Source organism: Arthrobacter sp. NPDC057259, assembly GCF_042668995.1.
Taxonomy (GTDB): Bacteria; Actinomycetota; Actinomycetes; order Actinomycetales; family Micrococcaceae; genus Arthrobacter.
In genome coordinates, this window is record NZ_JBHUYA010000002.1 from 228,374 (window position 1) to 245,296 (window position 16,923).

The following is a 16,923-nucleotide window of genomic DNA, read 5'->3' on the forward strand; positions in this document are numbered from 1 at the left end:
GACGGCAACCTTGCGCCGGGGTCTTCCCTCCGCGCCCCTCCGGCGTTATAGTCGTCACTAAATGAATGGCATTCATTTAGTGGTCCGCATCACTCAGCGGACCCCGGAGAGGACATCATGCTGGAATTTGACCGCGACGTCGCCATCGTAGGAGCCGGCCCCGCGGGCCTGACCGCGGCCCGCGAACTGCGGAAGGCCGGGCTGGGCGTGGCCGTGCTGGAGGCCCGCGACCGCGTGGGCGGCCGGACCTGGACCAACACCATCGACGGCGCCATGCTGGAAATCGGCGGCCAGTGGGTCTCCCCGGACCAGACCGCCCTCCTGGAACTGCTGGACGAACTCGGGCTCGAAACCTACGACCGCTACCGCGACGGCCGGGCCGTCTACCTCGGAGCGGACGGCAAGCGCACCCTCTACACCGGCGACACCTTCCCGGTCAGCGAGACGACGGCGGCCGAGATGGCCAAGCTGACCGAACTGCTGGACACCCTCGCCGCCGAGATCGGCCCCACCGAGCCGTGGGCCCACCCCAAGGCCCGCGAGCTGGACACCATCTCCTTCCACCACTGGCTCCGCCAGAACTCCACCGACGAGGAAGCCTGCAACAACATCGGCCTCTTCATCGCCGGCGGCATGCTCACCAAGCCGGCACACGCGTTCTCCGCCCTGCAGGCCGTGCTGATGGCAGCGTCGGCCGGCTCCTTCACCCACCTCACCGACGAGGACTTCATCCTGGACAAGCGCGTGGTGGGCGGCATGCAGCAGGTCTCCGTGCTCCAGGCGGCGGAACTGGGCGACGACGTCGTCCTCTCCAGCCCTGTGCGCAGCATCACCTGGGCGGACGACACCGCCACCGTGGTTTCCGACCGTGCCACCGTCACCGCGCGCTACGTCATCATGGCCGTCCCGCCGAACCTGTACTCCCGCGTCTCCTACAACCCCCCGCTGCCGCGCCGCCAGCACCAGATGCACCAGCACCAGTCCCTGGGCCTGGTCATCAAGGTCCACGCCGTCTACAGCTCGCCGTTCTGGCGCGAGGAGGGCCTCTCCGGCACCTGCTTCGGCGCCGACGCCCTGGTCCAGGAGGTCTACGACAACACCAACCACGAGGACCAGCGCGGGACCCTGGTGGGCTTCGTCTCGGACGAGAAGGCGGACGCCATGTTCGAACTGAGCGCCGAGGACCGCCGCCGCGCCATCCTCGAATCGATCGCCGGGTTCCTGGGCCCGAAGGCGCTGGAACCGGAGGTCTACTACGAATCCGACTGGGGCTCGGAGGAGTGGACCCGCGGAGCCTACGCCGCCAGCTACGACCTGGGCGGCCTGCACCGCTACGGCAAGGACCAGCACGCCCCCGTCGGCCCCATCTACTGGGCCTCCTCCGACCTCGCGGCCGAGGGATACCAGCACGTCGACGGCGCCATCCGGATGGGCCGCCACGTGGCCGCCCGCATCGTCGCCGCCGCCGACCGGCTCCCGGCCGGCCGCTGACCCGGCCCACCCCGTGACCCAGCTTGTGACCCGGCTTGTGACCCAGTCCAGCACCCAACCAGAGAGGTCGGTCAGTATGCGATATGTAGTGGGATATTCCGCGAACGCCAGAGGCCGCGACGCCGTCAACCTGGCCGTCTCCCTGGCCCGCGGCCGCGGGGCCGCCCTGGACCTTGTCGTCGCCATCCCGGAGGCCGCGCCTTTCAACGCCGCGCACGCCCCCGCCGCCGGCTACGACAACTACCTGCACCAGCAGGCACAGGAATGGCTCGACGAGGGGCTGCGGCTGATCCCCGCGGACGTGCCCGCCTCGGCGCACATCCGCAGCGGAGAATCCGACGCCCAGACCCTGATCGACGCCTGCGACGAGTTCGGCGCCGACATGCTGGTCATCGGCGCCACCAGCAACGGGCTGTTCAAACGGTTCACCGTGGGCTCCGTGGCCGGCGCCCTGCTGCACGCCGCCACCGTGCCGGTGGCCCTCGCGCCGCACGGCTACCACCGGCGCGAGGCGCTGACCCGGGTCAGCTGCGGGCTGGGCGACCGGCCCGGCGCCGAGGAACTGCTGGACTACGCGGTGTCGATGGCCACCAACCGGCACGTCCCGCTGCGCGTCGTCTCGCTGCTCACCCTCGACGAGGGCGACTCGGCCGAGGCCGCGGAATCCGCCCGCGCCTACGCCGCCCGCCACCTTGCCGCCGCCCTCCCGGCCGCCGGCACTGCGGGGGAGTCCGGCAGCGCCGGCGCCGACGGCGGGCCCGCCGCGGCCGCCCACCCCTCCGACGTCGTCGTGGCCCAGGGCCGCAGCGTCGAGGAGGCCGTGGACCGGCTCGACTGGGAGGACGGCGAAATCCTGCTGATCGGCTCCAGCCGGCTGGCCCGGCACCGCTCCATCTTCCTGGGCAGCACCGCCAACCGGATCCTGCGCGCCCTGCCGGTTCCCATGATCGTGGTCCCCAGCGACTACGAGCTCAAGAGCCCGTCCCATTCACCGTCGAATGACCCATCCCGAGAGGCACAAGCATGAGCATCAAACACGCGACGTCCGGCGCCGCCGGCACCGTGCAGCAGCACGGTCTGAGCGAAAAGGGCCTGAAGGCCGGCTCGGTGGGCCTGATTGGGGCCGTGGTCATCGGCGTTTCCTGCATCGCCCCGGCCTACACCCTCACCGCCGCGCTCGGCCCCACCGTCTCCGAGGTGGGCGTCCACCTGCCGGCGATCTTCCTGGTCGGCTTCATCCCCATGCTGCTGGTGGCCCTGGGCTACCGCGAGCTGAACAACGCCATGCCCGACGCCGGCACTTCCTTCACCTGGGCCTCGCGGGCGTTCGGACCGTGGATCGGCTGGATGGGCGGCTGGGGCCTGATCGCGGCCACCATCATCGTGCTCTCCAACCTGGCCGCCGTCGCCGTCGACTTCTTCTACCTGATGCTCGCCCAGATCTTCAACAACCCCGAACTGGGCGACCTGACCAAGGTGCTGCCGCTGAACATCGCCACCACCCTGGTCTTCATCGCCCTTGCCTGCTGGATCTCCTACCGCGGCATGGAAACCACCAAGACCGTGCAGTACGTCCTGGTGGGCTTCCAACTGCTGGTGCTGGGCTGGTTCGCCATTGCGGCGTTCAGCCACGTGGCCAACGGCACCGCCTTCGACGCCACCGCGATCGCCCCGGACTGGTTCAATCCGTTCGCCGTCGAATCCTTCTCCGCCTTCGCCGCCGGCGTCTCACTCTCGATCTTCATCTACTGGGGCTGGGACGTCACCCTGACGATGAACGAGGAAACCCGCAACCCGGAGAAGACGCCGGGCCGCGCCGCCACCGTCACCGTCCTGGTGATCGTGATCATCTACATGACGGTCGCACTGGCCACCCTGGCGTTCGCCGGCGTCGGCGAGGAAGGCCTGGGTGCCGGCAACCCCGAGAACCAGGGCAGCATCTTCGCGGTCCTCGCCGGACCGGTCATGGGCCCCTTCGCAATCCTGATGTCCCTGGCCATCCTCAGCAGCTCCGCGGCCTCCCTGCAGTCCACCTTCGTCTCGCCGGCCCGCACGCTGCTCTCGATGGGCCACTACCGGGCGCTGCCGGCAAAGTTCGGCACCATCAGCCCCAGCTACAAGTCCCCGAGCTTCGCAACGATCGCCTCCGCGGCCGCGGCCGCAGGGTTCTACGTCATCACCCGCACCCTGTCCGAGAACGCCCTCTGGGACACCATCACCGCGCTGGGCATGATGATCTGCTTCTACTACGGCATCACCGCCCTGGCCTGCGTCTGGTTCTTCCGCGCCCAGGCGTTCCGCGGCGCGCACTCGTTCTTCTTCAAGTTCCTGGCACCCTTGCTGGGCGGCGTGATCCTGCTGGTCATGTTCGTCAAGACCGCCTACGACTCGATGGACCCCGAGTACGGCTCCGGCTCCTCGATCGGCGGCCTGGGCCTGGTGTTCATCCTGGGAATGGGCGTGATCCTGCTGGGCGTGGTCCTGATGCTGGTGATGGCCAGGCTGCGGCCGGAGTTCTTCCGCGGCCAGGTACTCTCCCGCGGACGGCAGCTTGAAAACTAAGTACCCTTATCAATAGGCTGACGGCAGGAGGACTTCCCTCCGGATTTCTCAAGACGAGGTGAGCACATGTCGGACGCGCAGGACATCAGCAAGGTGACGGACATCATCAACCATTCCCGGATCGGAATGTTCACCACCATCAACGAAAAGAACGCCCTGGTCAGCCGTCCGCTGGCGGTCCAGGATGTGGAGAACGACGGCGACATGTGGTTCTTCACGTCGCAGGACACCTCCCAGGTGGCCCACGTGAAGGCCAACCCCGCCGTGAACGTCTCCTTCGGCAAGGGCACCGAGTGGGTTTCCGTGGCCGGGACCGCGGAACTGGTCACCGACCGCCAGGAAATCCGCGACCGCTGGAACCAGGCCGTCGAGGCCTGGTTCCCGGACGGCCCGGAAACCCCCGGTGTGGTCCTGCTCCGGGTCGACTCGGACTCCGCCGAGTACTGGACCAGCCCGGGCGGTACCGCGGCCACCGTGCTGCAGTGGGTCAAGTCCAAGGTCACCAACAGCCGGATGAGCGTGGGCGAGAGCGGCACTGTCGAGCTTTAGCTCTTACGGCCCCGAACCACGACGGCGGGCGGTCCGGTCTGATGACCGGGCCGCCCGCCGTCGTTTGCGTCTTTTGCCTCTTAGTCGATGACGTTCAGGGCGGTCTGCCAGTTGAAGGACTCGTAGGCCGGATTCATCTGCAGCCCGATCATCAGCAGTTGGATCCCCTCCAGCTCGCGGGCGTGCCGGAGCGCGCCGACCTGCAGCGGCCGAAGGCCTGCCTTGGCGGCAAAGGATGCCACCTCGTTGCGGGCCTGCTCCGAGTCGGAGGCGATGAACACGTCCAGTTGCCGGCCGCCTACCGACCCCTCCGCCAGGGGCCCGGCAAAGGTTGTGTTGAAGGCCTTCACCACCCGGGCGCCGGGCAGCAGCCGGGCCACCTCCTCCGCCGCCGAGGTGCCGGGCTCCACCAGCAGCGAGTCCCCGGTCTCCATGTTCACCGGGTTGCTGATCTCCACCACGGTCTTGCCGCTGAGGGTGTCCCCGTAGTGCGCCGCCACCTCCTTGGCCGGCTCGAAGTACAGGGCAAGGACCACGATGTCGCCCTCGGGGACGTCGCCCAGGCCGCCGGAGCTGGTGTCCCCGCCCAGTTCCGCCGCCAGCCGGGCCGCGTTATCCGGGCTGCGGTCCAGGATCTGGATGGATTCCCCGGCCGCGGCCGCCCTCAGCCCGATGGCCCGGGCCATATTGCCGCTGCCGATGATGGTGATGTCTGTCATTGCGCACTCCCTTGTGAGAGCCGTGGCTGACCGAGTGCGCCAGCGGAACGCTCGGCCTCGGCCAGGGCGGTTTCCAGCCGCGCCACGGCATCGCTGTAACTGGGTCCGTCAGCCCGGGTAGGCCCGCCGGGACCTGCGCTCCCGCCGCGACCCGCAACGGGACGCAGCAGTTCCGCCCGCCGCATGGCCTTGAACAGGGCCGAAGTCTCGGGGTGCCGGGCGTCGCTGAGCTGCGGGTAGTCAATGCAGAGGGCCGGATCCAGCTCGTAGCGCTGCCAGCGGGCCAGCACCTCTCCGTGCCGGGCCGCGGCCTCCGCGTCCTCAGCCGTCGCCCGCCTGCCGTCCTGCCTCATCCGCTGCCGGCGCAGGAACGCCGGGGTCCAGCGGAAGCTGGCCGCCGCCGAAGCTATGGCGACGGCGGCGAGCATCAGACCCGCCGCGGGCGAGACGAGGGCGCCCAGCAGGACCGCCGGCGCCACCACGGCCACACCGGCGAAGACGTCCCAGAAGACGGAGTCGGGGAGGGTCGCGGGGTCGGCGAAGTGCTTGCGGGCCAGATAGGCGGACCCGGCGGCGCCCACGGCCACCACCAGGGTCAGGGCCAGCAACTGCCACAGCCCCGTCACGGCAAAGATTGCAGGAAACGGCATCGCGCACCTCCCGCGGAACCCCCGGGCGGGTGCGTTCCGCTCCTTCCATTGCAGGTCATCCGGGCCGGGCCGTCAATGGCGCAAAGTCCCCTGTGGGGCCGCTTGCACCTGTTCCCAGGGCGTCGGCCGCCGCGTAGCCTAGGGCCCATGCGACTGAAAATGTGCAGTATTCATGTCAAGGACCCGGCTGCGGCCCACGAGTTCTACACCGGTACCCTCGGCTTCGAGACCATGATGGCCATGCCGGAGCACAATCTCTATATCATCAAGGACCCCGAGGGTGCGGCCACGGTGGGCCTGCTGCTGGAACCCAGCGACAACCCGATCGGCGCCTCCTACATGAACGCCGTGCACGACGCCGGGCTGCCCGCGATCGTGTTCGGGGTGCCGGATGTGCGGGCGGAATACGAGCGGCTCACGGCCAAGGGCGTCATGTTCCTGACCGAGCCCTCCGACGGTCCCGGCGGCACCACGGCCATCCTCGACGACGGCTGCGGGAACTACGTCCAGCTGCACCAGGACTAGGCCCGGCGCCCGCCGGTCGTGTGGGTTGGGCCCGCCGTTTCGACGGTTCCCTGCCGGATCGACGTCCGGAGACGTCGAATGTGCGGCCAACCGTCTAAATGGACGACGGTTGCCGGGCGCGGCCAGCTTACGGCCGCCCGGGTCCTACTCGGTGCGGGCCTTCTTGGCGGCCTTCTTCGCCGCCTCGTCCTTGACCCGCTGGGCCTCGGCGCGGACGGCGGCGTGGGTGGCACGCTCGGACACCAGCCAGGCCGGGGGAGCCTGCAGCAGCGCGGTGATTTCCGCCGTCGTCAGCGCTTCCTCGACGCCGCCGCGGGCCAGGCCGCTGATCGAGACGTTGAGCTTCTGCGCGACCACGGGACGCGGGTGCGGGCCGTTGCGGCGCAGTTCGGCCAGCCACTCCGGCGGATTGGCCTGGAGCTCGGCGAATTCCTCACGGGTAATGACCGAATCCTGGAACTCCTGGGGCGTGGCGGGCAGGTAGATGCCAAGTTTCTTGGCAACGGTGGCCGGCTTCATGGACTGGGAGTTTGCAGAGGTCATGGTTAAAGGGTATCGGTCGGCGCGCCCGCGGGGCACCAATGCACCCACTCCCGGGAGCGACGCCGGGATAGACCCCGGTGCCGCCCCCGCGCGCCGGAGGCCCGGGCGGTACTGTGAAGCTGTGCCCGCAGCAGAAGAAACCACCCAGCCCCATGACGAGTCCGCGCCCCAGCCCCGGGAGCTGCGCTTCGCCTACGTGGCCGGGGTGACGCCCGGCAAATGGATCCGCCGCTGGGAGGAGCGGATGCCGGACGTGCCGCTGGGCTCCTTTATGACCGACGACGCCGCCCAGCTCGCCGTCCTGCGCGACGGCTCCGCGGACCTGAGCTTCGTCCGCCTGCCGGTGGACCGAGAGGGCCTTAGTGTCATCCCGCTCTACGAGGAACAGCCCGTGGTGGTGGCGCCCAAGGGCCACGAAATCTCCCTCTTCGAGGAGGTGGCACTGGAGGACCTGTCCGCCGAGACGTTCCTGGACGTGGCCGACCTCGGCGGTGCCGAACCCGCCCTGCAGGTGGTAGCCTCCGGCGCCGGGCTGGTGATCCTGCCGATGTCCGTGGCGCGGCACTTCAACGTCAAGGACACCGTCGCCCGGCGTCTCACCGGAGCTCCCGTCACGCAGATCGCCCTGGCCTGGCCCAGCGAGTCCACGGACGAGGTGATCGAGGAGTTCATCGGGATTGTCCGAGGACGCACCGCCGCCAGTTCCCGGCAGCCCTCTGCCCAGCAGGAGAAGCCCAAGCGGGCGCCCAAGCCGGACCGCCGCGGACCGGCCGTGAAGCAGCCCAAGGTTGCCCAGCGCTACGCCCCGAACCCGGACAAGGGCCGGGGCAAGGGCTCCCGCAAAAAGGGAAAGCGCTAACCCGCATAGAAAATTGTTGAACAATCCTCATTCATGGTGCATCCTAGGTAGGAAGCAACCTTGAGACGAGGATCACACATGGCCACCACCGGGCTGAACACCATTGACCTGAACAGCGACGTCGGCGAATCTTACGGGCGCTGGAGCCTCGGCGACGACGCCGCCATGTTCCGCTCCGTCTCCAGCGCCAACGTCGCCTGCGGCTTCCACGCCGGCGACCCCAGCGTGATCCGCCAGACCTGCCGGGACGCCGTCGCCGCCGGGGTCACCATCGGCGCGCACGTCGGCTACCGCGACCTGGCCGGCTTCGGCCGCCGCTTCGTGGACATCGACCCGGGCGAACTCGCGGACGACGTCGTCTACCAGATCGGGGCGCTGCAGGCCCTCGCAGCCGCGGAAGGCGGCAAGGTCACCTACGTCAAGCCCCACGGCGGCCTCTACAACGCGATCGTCTCGCACACCGCCCAGGCCAAAGCCGTCGTCGACGCCGTGAAATCGGTAGACCCGGGCCTGCCCATCCTGGGGCTGCCCGGCTCCGAGGTCCTGCGCCTGGCCGAGGCCGCCGGTCTCCGGGCCGTCACCGAGGCCTTCGCCGACCGCGCCTACAACCCCGACGGAACCCTGGTGTCGCGCACCCGCCGGGACGCCGTCCTGCACGACCCCGCCGAGGTCACCGAACACGTCCTCCGGATGGCCACGGACTCCGCCGTCCGCGCGATCGACGGCTCCATCCTGAAGATCCGCGCCGAAAGCATCTGCGTCCACGGCGATTCACCCGGCGCCGTGGCCATGTCCGCTGCCGTCCGTGCCGCCCTCAACGACGCCGGCATCGGCACCGCCCCGTTTGTCTAGGCCCGTGATGACCCAGACAACGGGGGAGGCGCTGCAGGCCGGAACGGGCAGGGTGGCCGGCGTCCGCCCGGCCGGGACCCGCGCGGTCCTCGCCGAACTCGCCGGCACCGGAGACGTCCTGGCCCTCCAGGCGCTGCTCCAGGAACACCCGCTGCCCGGCCAGGTGGACGTGCTGGCCGCCGCGCGGACGGTCCTGGTCACCGCCGACTCCCCGGCCTCCGCCCGCCGCATCGCCGCCACCCTCCCGGAACTCGACCTCGCCGCCCCGGTCCAGCGCGACGGCGGCCTGGTGGTCATCGACACCGTGTACGACGGGGAAGACCTCGCCGAGGTGGCCCGGCTGACCGGGCTGGGCCCCGACGGCGTCGTCGCCGCCCACACCGGCCAACTCTGGACCGTGGCCTTCGCCGGGTTCGCCCCCGGCTTCGGCTACCTGCTGGGTGAAGACACCGCCCTGGAAGTGCCGCGCCGCAGCTCGCCCCGCACCGCCGTGCCAGCCGGTGCCGTCGCCCTGGCCGGCACCTACTCCGCCGTCTACCCGCGCCGTTCACCCGGCGGCTGGCAGCTGATCGGACACACCACCGCCCGGATGTGGGACCTCGGCCGGGACCAGCCCGCCCTCGCCGCCCCCGGCCAGCGGATCCAGTTCCGCGCGGTCCGGGAAAGCCTGGACATCACCCCCGAATCCGCACCGGCCGCAGACGCGCCGGCGCAGGAAGCCTCCTCCGGACTTCGCATCATTTCGCCCGGACTGCAGAGCCTGATCCAGGACCTGGGCCGCACCGGCCACGCCGGCCTGGGCGTATCCGCGGCCGGGGCCCTGGACCGGGCCTCGCTCCGCCGGGCCAACCGCCTGGTGGGGAACGCGGCATCCGCCGCCGTGATCGAGACGGTGGCCGGGGGATTGCAGGTCCGCGCCGTGCGCGACCAGGTCCTCGCCGTCACCGGTGCCCCCGCCGGGCTGACCATCACGGCCGATGACGACGGCGCAGCCCCCGACCGGACCGTGCCCATGGCCACCCCGTTCGCGCTACTCGACGGCGAGACCCTGACCCTCGGCGCCCCCTCCACCGGGTTCCGCAGCTACCTGGCCCTGCGCGGCGGCGTCGACGTCCCGCCGGTGCTGGGCAGCCGCTCCACCGACACGCTCGCCGGCCTCGGGCCCGCCCCCCTGGCCGCCGGGCAGACCCTGGCCGCCGGCGGCAACGCCGAGTCCGGCGTGGTCGGCCACCCCGAGATCCAGCCCGACTTCCCCGACGACGGCGTGACCGTGCTCGACGTCGTCCCCGGACCCCGCGCGGACTGGTTCGACCGGGCCGCCCTGGACTCCCTTACGGCCCAGGAGTGGACCGTGAAGCCGCAGTCCAACCGCGTGGGCATGCGGCTGGACGGCACGCCGCTGCGCCGCACCCGGGACGGGGAACTGGCCAGCGAGGGGACCGTCTCCGGTGCGCTTCAGGTCCCGCCCGAGGGCCTGCCCGTACTCTTCCTGGCCGACCACCCCGTCACCGGCGGGTATCCGGTGATCGCCGTCGTCGTCGACGAGCACCTTGACCGGGCGGGGCAGGTCCCGATCGGCGGAACCATCCGCTTCCGCTGGGCCGACAGGGACAGCGCCAGCGACAACCCAACAGTCTCCGACACAGAAGTGAGTTCCTGATGCGCAAGGTCCTGATCGCCAACCGAGGAGAGATTGCAGTCCGGATCGCCCGGGCCTGCGACGACGCGGGGCTCACCTCCGTGGCCGTGTACGCCGATGTCGACGCCGACGCCCTCCACGTCTCCGCAGCCGATGAGGCCTACGCGCTCGGCGGCAACTCCCCGGCCGAGACCTACCTCAGCATCTCCAAGCTGCTCGCCGCGGCCGCCGCGTCCGGCGCCGACGCCGTGCACCCCGGCTACGGCTTCCTCTCCGAAAATGCAGACTTCGCCCGGGCCGTCCTGGACGCCGGGCTAACCTGGATCGGGCCGTCGCCGGAGGCCATCCTGCTGCTGGGCAACAAGATCACCGCCCGCGAGACGGCGGTCCGGGCCGGAGCCCCGTTGGTGGCAGGCAGCGACGGCCCGGTCGGCTCAGCGGCGGAGGCCCGCGCCTTCGCCGAGGAGCACGGCCTGCCCATGGCCATCAAGGCGGCCTTTGGCGGCGGCGGCCGCGGCCTGAAGGTGGTCCGCTCCCTCGACGAGGTCGAGGAGGCCTTCGATTCCGCCGTCCGTGAGGCCGTCGCCGCCTTCGGTCGCGGCGAGTGCTTCGTAGAGCGGTACCTGGACCGGCCCCGCCACGTCGAGGCCCAGATCCTCGCCGACACGCACGGAAACGTGGCCGTCGTCGGCACCCGCGACTGCTCACTGCAGCGACGCCACCAGAAGCTGGTCGAGGAGGCCCCGGCACCGTTCCTGACCGACGAACAGACCCGGCAGATCTACGACGCCGCCAAGGCCGTCTGCCGGGAGGCCGGCTACGCGGGGGCCGGCACCGTGGAGTTCCTCGTTGCGGCCGACGGGACCGTGGCCTTCCTTGAGGTCAACACCCGCCTGCAGGTGGAGCACCCGGTCACCGAGGAAACCACCGGCGTGGACTTGGTGCAGGAGCAGTTCCGGATCGCCTCCGGCGAGCCGCTGGGCCTCGACGGCGACCCGGCACCCCGCGGCCACGCCTTCGAATTCCGGCTCAACGCCGAGGATGTGGGCCGTGGGTTCCTGCCCTCGCCCGGTACCGTCACCGGTTTCAACGGCCCTACCGGCCCGGGCATCCGGCTCGATTCCGGGGTGCGCGCCGGCTCGATCGTGGCACCGCAGTTCGACTCGCTGCTGGCCAAGCTGATCGTCTCCGGCGCGGACCGGCAGCAAGCCATCCGCCGTGCCCGCCGCGCCCTCGACGAACTGGAGATCACCGGCGTCGCCACCGTGCTGCCCTTCCACCGAGCCGTCCTCGACGCCGGGGACTTCACCGCCCCCGACGCCCTGAACGTCCACACCCGCTGGATCGAGACGGACTTCGCGGACCGTATCCCGGCCGACCCCAACTACAGCCCGGCCGCACCCGAGGGGGCCCGCCGCACCATCACCGTGGAGGTGGACGGCAAGCGCCTCGCCGTCGGTCTCCCCGAGGAGCTGCTGGACGGGTGGATGCGCGGCGGTAACGACGCCGCCGCTGCGCCCGGCGTGAGTGCCCGCGACGACGTCGCCGACTCCGCCGGCCGTGCGGATGCCGACCCGGCCGAACTCCGCGCCGACATGGCCGGCACCGTGGTGAAGTGGCTGGTGGAGCCCGGGACCGAGGTCGCCGCCGGCGACGCCGTCGTGGTCCTCGAGGCGATGAAGATGGAAACCCAGGTCTCCGCGCACCGGGACGGGACGCTCACCGATGTCCGGGCGGACGCCGGCGGCACCATCAGTGCCGGAGCAGTCCTGGCCCTGATCGGGTAGCGGCCGGCGGGCAGTCCGGCCCTACCGGTCCCTCCGGTCCAGTCCGATGCTGGGGGAATCAGCCCCACATCGAGAACGGAGGCGGACCGCGTCTGTCTACAGCCTGGGGATCTGGCTGGTGCATCCCGGCCGCGAGAACGACTTCGTCCAGGCCTGGCGGGACCTGGCCAGGAAGACGCAGGAGGACTATCCCGGCGCCCAGGCCGTGCTGATGCACGACGAGGACGTCCGCCAGCGCTTCATCAGCACCGGCGCCTGGGAATCCCTGGAGCAGATCGAGCAGTGGCGCGCCTCGGAAACCTTCACCCACGGGCTGGCCACGATCCGCCCCATGCTGGAGCACTTCGAGGCACGGACCCTGGATGAGGCGGCGCGGATCGGCTGAGCCACTGCCGCACCGTCACCTCTAGTCGGCCGCCAGGGACTCCAGGACGGCGTCGAACAGCAGATCGTTCCGGCCCCACACGGGGTCGAAGACCTCCACGTACCAGGACTCGGATAGGACCAGGGCCAGTGATTCGTTAGTCTCTAACGACCAGTCGGTGAGCTGTTCCGCCTCGACGGGGCCCTCGCTCGAGCCCAGCACGGTCACAATCTCAGCGTCCAACAGGGTGACGGGAATCGAAGCCCGGCTCGTTTCGCCCGGCGCGTGCCCCACGGTGACCAGCTCGGTGCGGGCGGAGAGGTCCAGGAGCGCACCGGCCGACTCGGGCAGGCAGAACCCCGTGACGTAGGCCCGCTGGGCCAGGCCGCGCTCCCGGAGTCCGGGCTGCGATTCCTTCGTGAAAAGGCCGCTCCGGTTCAGGGCCGCGAGCTTCGGGGCGATCGCCTCGGTCTCGGCGTCGATGCCCGGGCTGAAAGTTCCGGGCTGGTACTGGCTGGCCCCTTCCAGCCAGCGTGGGGTGAGTTCGCCTGCGGCCGGTATGGTCGTCGCCTGCCGCCAGACCTGCCTGTCCGCCAGGAGCCTGCCGAATCCGTCACGCTCGGTGGTGTACTGCTCGTCCATGGCAGCGGCCTCCTCTCTGGTGACTGATGTCCGCAGCAAAGCACGAAACTACAGGTGCCGGCTAGCGGGCGAGGGTTTCCGTTGCCCGCGAAGGTACCGCGCGGCTCCCGCTGTGCGCTGTCTTCCATTGAGGCTAGGCGGCGTCGGCGCCGACCACGCACCCGCCCGTCTCATCGCGTCACGAGGGTCAATCTTCCGTAACCACCCTCCGCCTCGTCTAGGCGTCGCGCAGCGGACGGCGCGCCAGCCAGGCGGCCACGATGGCCCCCGAGACGTTGTGCCAGAGCGAGAACACGGCCGAGGGCAGGGCTGCCAGGGCGCTAAAGTGCGCGGTGGCCAGCGTCGCGGCCAGGCCGGAGTTCTGCATGCCCACCTCGAACGCCAAGGCGCGGCGGGCCTTGGCGTCCAGGCGGCCCAGCTTGCCGGCGAGGTAGCCGAGGCCCAGGCCAAAGCCGTTGTGCAGCACCACGGCGAGGAAGACGATGCCGCCGGCGGCGACGATCTTGCTTGCGCTGCCGGCCACCACGATCGCCACGATCAGGGAGATCACCACGGCCGAGGCCCACGGCAGGGCCGGGAGGACCTTGGCCACCGCGCGCTTGAGGAACAAGCGCGCCAGCAGGCCTGCGACCACGGGCAGCAGCACGGTCTTGACGATGTCCAGCACCATTCCGGCGGCGTCGATCTGCAGGTAGGAACCGGCCAGGAACAGCACCAGCAGGGGAGTGACCACCGGGGCGATCAGCGTCGAGACGGACGCGACGGCAACCGAGAGGGCGACGTCGCCCTTGGCCAGGAAGGCCATCACGTTCGAGGCGGTGCCCGACGGCGCGCAGCCCACCAGGATGACGCCGACGGCGAGTTCCGGCTCGAGGTGCAGCGCCTGGGCGATCAGCCAGCCGGCACCCGGCATGATGACGTAGTGCGCCACGATGCCCAGCACCACGGCCCAAGGCCGCTTCGCCACGGAGGCAAAATCCGGCGGAGTGAGGGTCAGCCCCATGCAGAACATGATGATGCCCAGCAGATACGGGACGCTCGGTGCGAGCGGCTTGAAGGCGCCCGGTGCCAGGAAGCCCACGACGCCGGCCACCACCACCAGGAGCGGGAAAACCGTGACGGCGATGCGGGCGATCCGGGCCTCGGCGGCGAGGGCGGGATTGGCCGGGGTGTCCGCGTCGGCGCGGGACTCTGAAGATTTAGTTGCCTCAAGCATCCAAGAATGGTGCCATTCGGCGCGCCCGCGGGGCCACTTTGTGACCGGGGGTGCGGGGAGTGTGTCAGGCGGGGCTAGGCGGTCCTGCGGCCCAGCATGGCGATGAACTCGTCCGCCTGGGCGAGGTTGCGGGCCATCTTGGCGCGCTGGATTTCGGCGCGCTCCAGGAATGCGGCCAGGGGGGTGGTGGCGGCAGGGGAGTCCCCACCCAGGAGGGCCAGGATCTCGGCCATTTCCTCCAGGGAAAACCCGAGCGGCTTCATCTGCTTGATCACCATCAGCCGTTCGGCGTCGGCCTCCGAATAGACGCGGAAGCCGCCATCGGTGCGGGCGGACGCGGGCAGCAGGCCGACGTCGTCGTAGTGCCGGATGGTGCGCAGGGACAGGCCCGTGCGTCCCGCCAGTTCGCCGATGTGCATGGTGGTGCTGTTGGCCGTCATGAAGGTCTCCGTCCGTTCGACGTTCAACTCTACCATCACGTTAGGGTAGGGTTGGTGTGACGCGGTGTGATGGCCAAGCCGTCCCGCTCTTCTTCGGCGCAGTGTGGCGCCCGCAATCGACGCAGCAAAGCTTTCGCCAGACCCGGGCCGGTCCCGGGATCCGTGGCGCCCCGGCGCCCCCATCAGAAACGGAGCCAGCAGTGGCCGTGACAACCGCCTTGCCCGCACCCGCCCCCACCCCCGAAGAACGTCAGTCCGTCCGGGCCACCCTCGCCTCCCCGCGCCGGCTGAAGACCGAAGTCCTCGGCGGCCTCGTCGTCGCCCTCGCGCTGATCCCGGAGGCGATCGCTTTCTCGATCATCGTCGGCGTCGATCCGCGGATCGGCCTCTTCGCCTCCTTCACCATGGCGGTCACGATTTCCATCGTGGGCGGCCGTCCCGCCATGATCTCCGCCGCGACGGGGGCCGTGGCCCTGGTCATGGCTCCGCTGGTGGCGTCGCACGGCGTGGACTACCTCATTGCGGCTGTCATCCTCGCCGGCATTTTCCAGATCATCCTGGGGCTGTCCGGTGTGGCGAAGCTGATGCGGTTCATCCCGCGCTCGGTCATGGTGGGCTTCGTCAACGCCCTGGCCATCCTCATCTTCATGTCCCAGGTCCCCGAACTCCTCGGCGTCCCTTGGCTGGTGTACCCCCTGGCGGCCCTCGGCCTGGTGATCGTTTTTGGACTGCCGAAACTGACCACCGCCGTCCCCGCCCCGCTGGTGGCGATCGTCGTGCTGACGCTCATCACCGTGCTGGCCGCCGTCGCCGTCCCGACCGTGGGGGACAAGGGTGCACTGCCGGATTCGCTGCCGTCCCTGCTGATCCCGTCCGTCCCCTTCACTGTCGAGACGCTGCAGATCATCTTCCCGTTCGCCCTGGCCATGGCCTTCGTGGGGCTGCTGGAGTCCCTGATGACGGCCAAGCTGGTCGACGACATTACCGACACCCGCTCGCCCAAGTCCCGCGAGGCCTGGGGCCAGGGCGTGGCCAACATCGTGACCGGCTTCTTCGGCGGCATGGGAGGCTGCGCGATGATCGGCCAGACCATGATCAACGTCAAGGCCTCCGGCGCCCGCACCCGGATCTCCACCTTCCTGGCCGGCGTCTTCCTGCTGATCCTCGTGGTGGTGCTGGGCGGCATCGTGTCCCTGATTCCGATGGCGGCACTGGTGGCGGTGATGATCTTCGTGTCGGTGGCCACCTTCGACTGGCACAGCATCCGGCCCCGCACCCTGAAGATGATGCCCAAGAGCGAGACTGCGGTCATGGTGGCCACGGTCATCGGCACCGTCGCCACCCACAACCTGGCCGTCGGCGTCGGCGTCGGGGTGCTCGTGGCCATGGTGCTGTTCGCCCGCCGCGTGGCGCACTTCGTCACCGTGGAACGCACGGTTTCCACCGCGGGCGGCCATGACACCGCCACCTACACGGTGACCGGCGAGCTGTTCTTCACCTCCTCGAACGAGCTCTACACGCAGTTCGACTATGCGCTGGACCCGGAATTCGTGGTGATCGACCTGCACGCGTCCCACCTCTGGGACGCCTCCACGGTGGCGGCGCTGGATGCGATCACGGAGAAGTACCGCCACCACGGCAAGGACGTGAAGATCGTGGGTCTCAACGACGCCAGCGTCCGAATGCGGGAACGGCTCGGCGGGAAGCTCGGCGCGGGGCACTGATCCCCGACGGCGTGCCCCGGGTCTGAGTTCAGGGCCTACGTCCCGGGCTTCGAGTCCTTGCCGTCGAGCCACAGGGTGTCGGTGGCATCGCTGTGCGCGCCCGTTGTGCCGACGTGCTTGGCGCTGATGCCCGGGCCGTGCTTGAACACATGCACCAGGGCCATCCCGTGGCCGCGGCCCAACCCGTAGTCGGCCTTGAGCCAGTCGAGGATCTCCCCGGCCTTCACGGAGGTGCCCGTCAGGCCCCGCTGGTGGGCGGCATTGAGGAACTCCCTGGGGGTGAGTCCGGTTTTAGCCTCGATGGAGTCAAGGTAGGCCTGAAATGACATCGATGTCCCTTCGTTGGACCGTCTTTTGAGCG

General features: G+C 69.9%; 18 protein-coding genes. 11 read left to right on the forward strand and 7 right to left on the reverse strand.

Features of this window, described 5'->3' with window-relative positions:
• Positions 1-117: 117 nt before the first annotated feature.
• The 4 genes from ACFUCU_RS04895 to ACFUCU_RS04910 all read left to right on the forward strand — a co-directional run bounded on the left by ACFUCU_RS04895 (position 118) and on the right by ACFUCU_RS04910 (position 4,602).
• On the forward strand, positions 118-1,491 hold the full coding sequence (locus ACFUCU_RS04895; RefSeq protein ID WP_377971054.1) for a flavin monoamine oxidase family protein: 1,374 nt from the start codon (positions 118-120) through the stop codon (positions 1,489-1,491).
• Positions 1,492-1,567: 76 nt separating this feature from the next.
• Positions 1,568-2,518, forward strand: coding sequence for a universal stress protein (locus tag ACFUCU_RS04900; protein ID WP_377971055.1), 951 nt, complete (start codon positions 1,568-1,570; stop codon positions 2,516-2,518).
• The gene (locus tag ACFUCU_RS04905; protein WP_290257081.1) at positions 2,515-4,053 is read left to right on the forward strand and encodes an APC family permease; all 1,539 of its coding nucleotides are present in this window, start codon (positions 2,515-2,517) and stop codon (positions 4,051-4,053) included. Before ACFUCU_RS04900 ends, ACFUCU_RS04905 begins: the two co-directional genes overlap by 4 nt.
• A gap of 66 nt (positions 4,054-4,119) precedes the next feature.
• Complete coding sequence (locus tag ACFUCU_RS04910) at positions 4,120-4,602, forward strand: pyridoxamine 5'-phosphate oxidase family protein (protein ID WP_377971057.1); 483 nt, start codon at positions 4,120-4,122, stop codon at positions 4,600-4,602.
• A gap of 80 nt (positions 4,603-4,682) precedes the next feature.
• Here ACFUCU_RS04910 and ACFUCU_RS04915 read toward each other — a convergent pair whose 3' ends face one another.
• Together ACFUCU_RS04915 and ACFUCU_RS04920 are read right to left on the reverse strand one after the other, a co-directional pair.
• A complete protein-coding gene (locus ACFUCU_RS04915) occupies positions 4,683-5,321 on the reverse strand; it encodes an NADPH-dependent F420 reductase (RefSeq protein WP_377971059.1) in 639 nt (212 codons plus the stop codon).
• Positions 5,318-5,971 (reverse strand): hypothetical protein, encoded by a 654-nt coding sequence (locus ACFUCU_RS04920; protein WP_377971061.1) that lies wholly within the window; start codon positions 5,969-5,971, stop codon positions 5,318-5,320. The genes ACFUCU_RS04915 and ACFUCU_RS04920 overlap by 4 nt, the downstream gene beginning before the upstream one ends.
• Positions 5,972-6,118: 147 nt before the next feature.
• Between ACFUCU_RS04920 and ACFUCU_RS04925 the strand changes: the two genes are divergently transcribed.
• Positions 6,119-6,496 carry a VOC family protein gene (locus ACFUCU_RS04925; RefSeq protein ID WP_377971062.1) on the forward strand — a complete coding sequence of 126 codons (378 nt, stop codon included), beginning with the start codon at positions 6,119-6,121 and terminating at the stop codon, positions 6,494-6,496.
• A 144-nt stretch (positions 6,497-6,640) separates the two neighbouring features.
• Here ACFUCU_RS04925 and ACFUCU_RS04930 read toward each other — a convergent pair whose 3' ends face one another.
• Complete coding sequence (locus tag ACFUCU_RS04930) at positions 6,641-7,039, reverse strand: DUF5997 family protein (RefSeq protein WP_290257076.1); 399 nt, start codon at positions 7,037-7,039, stop codon at positions 6,641-6,643.
• A 121-nt stretch (positions 7,040-7,160) separates the two neighbouring features.
• Between ACFUCU_RS04930 and ACFUCU_RS04935 the strand changes: the two genes are divergently transcribed.
• The 5 genes from ACFUCU_RS04935 (at position 7,161) to ACFUCU_RS04955 (ending at position 12,561) form a co-directional block, all read left to right on the forward strand.
• On the forward strand, positions 7,161-7,898 hold the full coding sequence (locus ACFUCU_RS04935) for a LysR family transcriptional regulator substrate-binding protein (protein WP_364138014.1): 738 nt from the start codon (positions 7,161-7,163) through the stop codon (positions 7,896-7,898).
• A gap of 93 nt (positions 7,899-7,991) precedes the next feature.
• Complete coding sequence (locus ACFUCU_RS04940; protein ID WP_377971338.1) at positions 7,992-8,750, forward strand: LamB/YcsF family protein; 759 nt, start codon at positions 7,992-7,994, stop codon at positions 8,748-8,750.
• A 7-nt stretch (positions 8,751-8,757) separates the two neighbouring features.
• Positions 8,758-10,410, forward strand: coding sequence for a 5-oxoprolinase/urea amidolyase family protein (locus ACFUCU_RS04945; protein WP_377971065.1), 1,653 nt, complete (start codon positions 8,758-8,760; stop codon positions 10,408-10,410).
• Positions 10,410-12,176, forward strand: coding sequence for an acetyl/propionyl/methylcrotonyl-CoA carboxylase subunit alpha (locus tag ACFUCU_RS04950; protein WP_377971066.1), 1,767 nt, complete (start codon positions 10,410-10,412; stop codon positions 12,174-12,176). The genes ACFUCU_RS04945 and ACFUCU_RS04950 overlap by 1 nt, the downstream gene beginning before the upstream one ends.
• Before the next feature lie 118 nt (positions 12,177-12,294).
• Positions 12,295-12,561, forward strand: coding sequence for an antibiotic biosynthesis monooxygenase family protein (locus ACFUCU_RS04955; protein WP_377971068.1), 267 nt, complete (start codon positions 12,295-12,297; stop codon positions 12,559-12,561).
• 21 nt (positions 12,562-12,582) lie between these two features.
• Here the strand turns inward: ACFUCU_RS04955 and ACFUCU_RS04960 are convergent, their stop codons facing one another.
• The 3 genes from ACFUCU_RS04960 to ACFUCU_RS04970 form a co-directional block, all read right to left on the reverse strand.
• The gene (locus tag ACFUCU_RS04960) at positions 12,583-13,182 is read right to left on the reverse strand and encodes a DUF6919 domain-containing protein (protein WP_377971070.1); all 600 of its coding nucleotides are present in this window, start codon (positions 13,180-13,182) and stop codon (positions 12,583-12,585) included.
• Positions 13,183-13,399: 217 nt separating this feature from the next.
• On the reverse strand, positions 13,400-14,398 hold the full coding sequence (locus tag ACFUCU_RS04965) for a bile acid:sodium symporter family protein (RefSeq protein ID WP_377971071.1): 999 nt from the start codon (positions 14,396-14,398) through the stop codon (positions 13,400-13,402).
• Between the two features lie 74 nt (positions 14,399-14,472).
• Complete coding sequence (locus tag ACFUCU_RS04970) at positions 14,473-14,874, reverse strand: MerR family transcriptional regulator (protein WP_377971073.1); 402 nt, start codon at positions 14,872-14,874, stop codon at positions 14,473-14,475.
• Between the two features lie 164 nt (positions 14,875-15,038).
• On the opposite strand from ACFUCU_RS04970, the gene ACFUCU_RS04975 reads away from it, so the two are divergent.
• Positions 15,039-16,562, forward strand: a complete 1,524-nt coding sequence (locus tag ACFUCU_RS04975) for a SulP family inorganic anion transporter (RefSeq protein WP_377971075.1) — start codon at positions 15,039-15,041, stop codon at positions 16,560-16,562.
• 35 nt (positions 16,563-16,597) lie between these two features.
• Here the strand turns inward: ACFUCU_RS04975 and ACFUCU_RS04980 are convergent, their stop codons facing one another.
• Complete coding sequence (locus tag ACFUCU_RS04980; RefSeq protein WP_290257064.1) at positions 16,598-16,891, reverse strand: DUF4287 domain-containing protein; 294 nt, start codon at positions 16,889-16,891, stop codon at positions 16,598-16,600.
• Positions 16,892-16,923: the final 32 nt, after the last annotated feature.

Bases quoted from the DNA above. Each gene is read 5' to 3' on its own strand.
- ACFUCU_RS04970 (WP_377971073.1), bottom strand. From the start codon at position 14,874: ATGGTAGAGTTGAACGTCGAACGGACGGAGACCTTCATGACGGCCAAC.
- ACFUCU_RS04920 (WP_377971061.1), bottom strand. From the start codon at position 5,971: ATGCCGTTTCCTGCAATCTTTGCCGTGACGGGGCTGTGGCAGTTGCTG.
- ACFUCU_RS04945 (WP_377971065.1), top strand. From the start codon at position 8,758: ATGACCCAGACAACGGGGGAGGCGCTGCAGGCCGGAACGGGCAGGGTG.
- ACFUCU_RS04895 (WP_377971054.1), top strand. From the start codon at position 118: ATGCTGGAATTTGACCGCGACGTCGCCATCGTAGGAGCCGGCCCCGCG.
- ACFUCU_RS04905 (WP_290257081.1), top strand. From the start codon at position 2,515: ATGAGCATCAAACACGCGACGTCCGGCGCCGCCGGCACCGTGCAGCAG.
- ACFUCU_RS04980 (WP_290257064.1), bottom strand. From the start codon at position 16,891: ATGTCATTTCAGGCCTACCTTGACTCCATCGAGGCTAAAACCGGACTC.
- ACFUCU_RS04915 (WP_377971059.1), bottom strand. From the start codon at position 5,321: ATGACAGACATCACCATCATCGGCAGCGGCAATATGGCCCGGGCCATC.
- ACFUCU_RS04960 (WP_377971070.1), bottom strand. From the start codon at position 13,182: ATGGACGAGCAGTACACCACCGAGCGTGACGGATTCGGCAGGCTCCTG.
- ACFUCU_RS04950 (WP_377971066.1), top strand. From the start codon at position 10,410: ATGCGCAAGGTCCTGATCGCCAACCGAGGAGAGATTGCAGTCCGGATC.
- ACFUCU_RS04925 (WP_377971062.1), top strand. From the start codon at position 6,119: ATGCGACTGAAAATGTGCAGTATTCATGTCAAGGACCCGGCTGCGGCC.
- ACFUCU_RS04965 (WP_377971071.1), bottom strand. From the start codon at position 14,398: ATGCTTGAGGCAACTAAATCTTCAGAGTCCCGCGCCGACGCGGACACC.
- ACFUCU_RS04930 (WP_290257076.1), bottom strand. From the start codon at position 7,039: ATGACCTCTGCAAACTCCCAGTCCATGAAGCCGGCCACCGTTGCCAAG.
- ACFUCU_RS04900 (WP_377971055.1), top strand. From the start codon at position 1,568: ATGCGATATGTAGTGGGATATTCCGCGAACGCCAGAGGCCGCGACGCC.
- ACFUCU_RS04910 (WP_377971057.1), top strand. From the start codon at position 4,120: ATGTCGGACGCGCAGGACATCAGCAAGGTGACGGACATCATCAACCAT.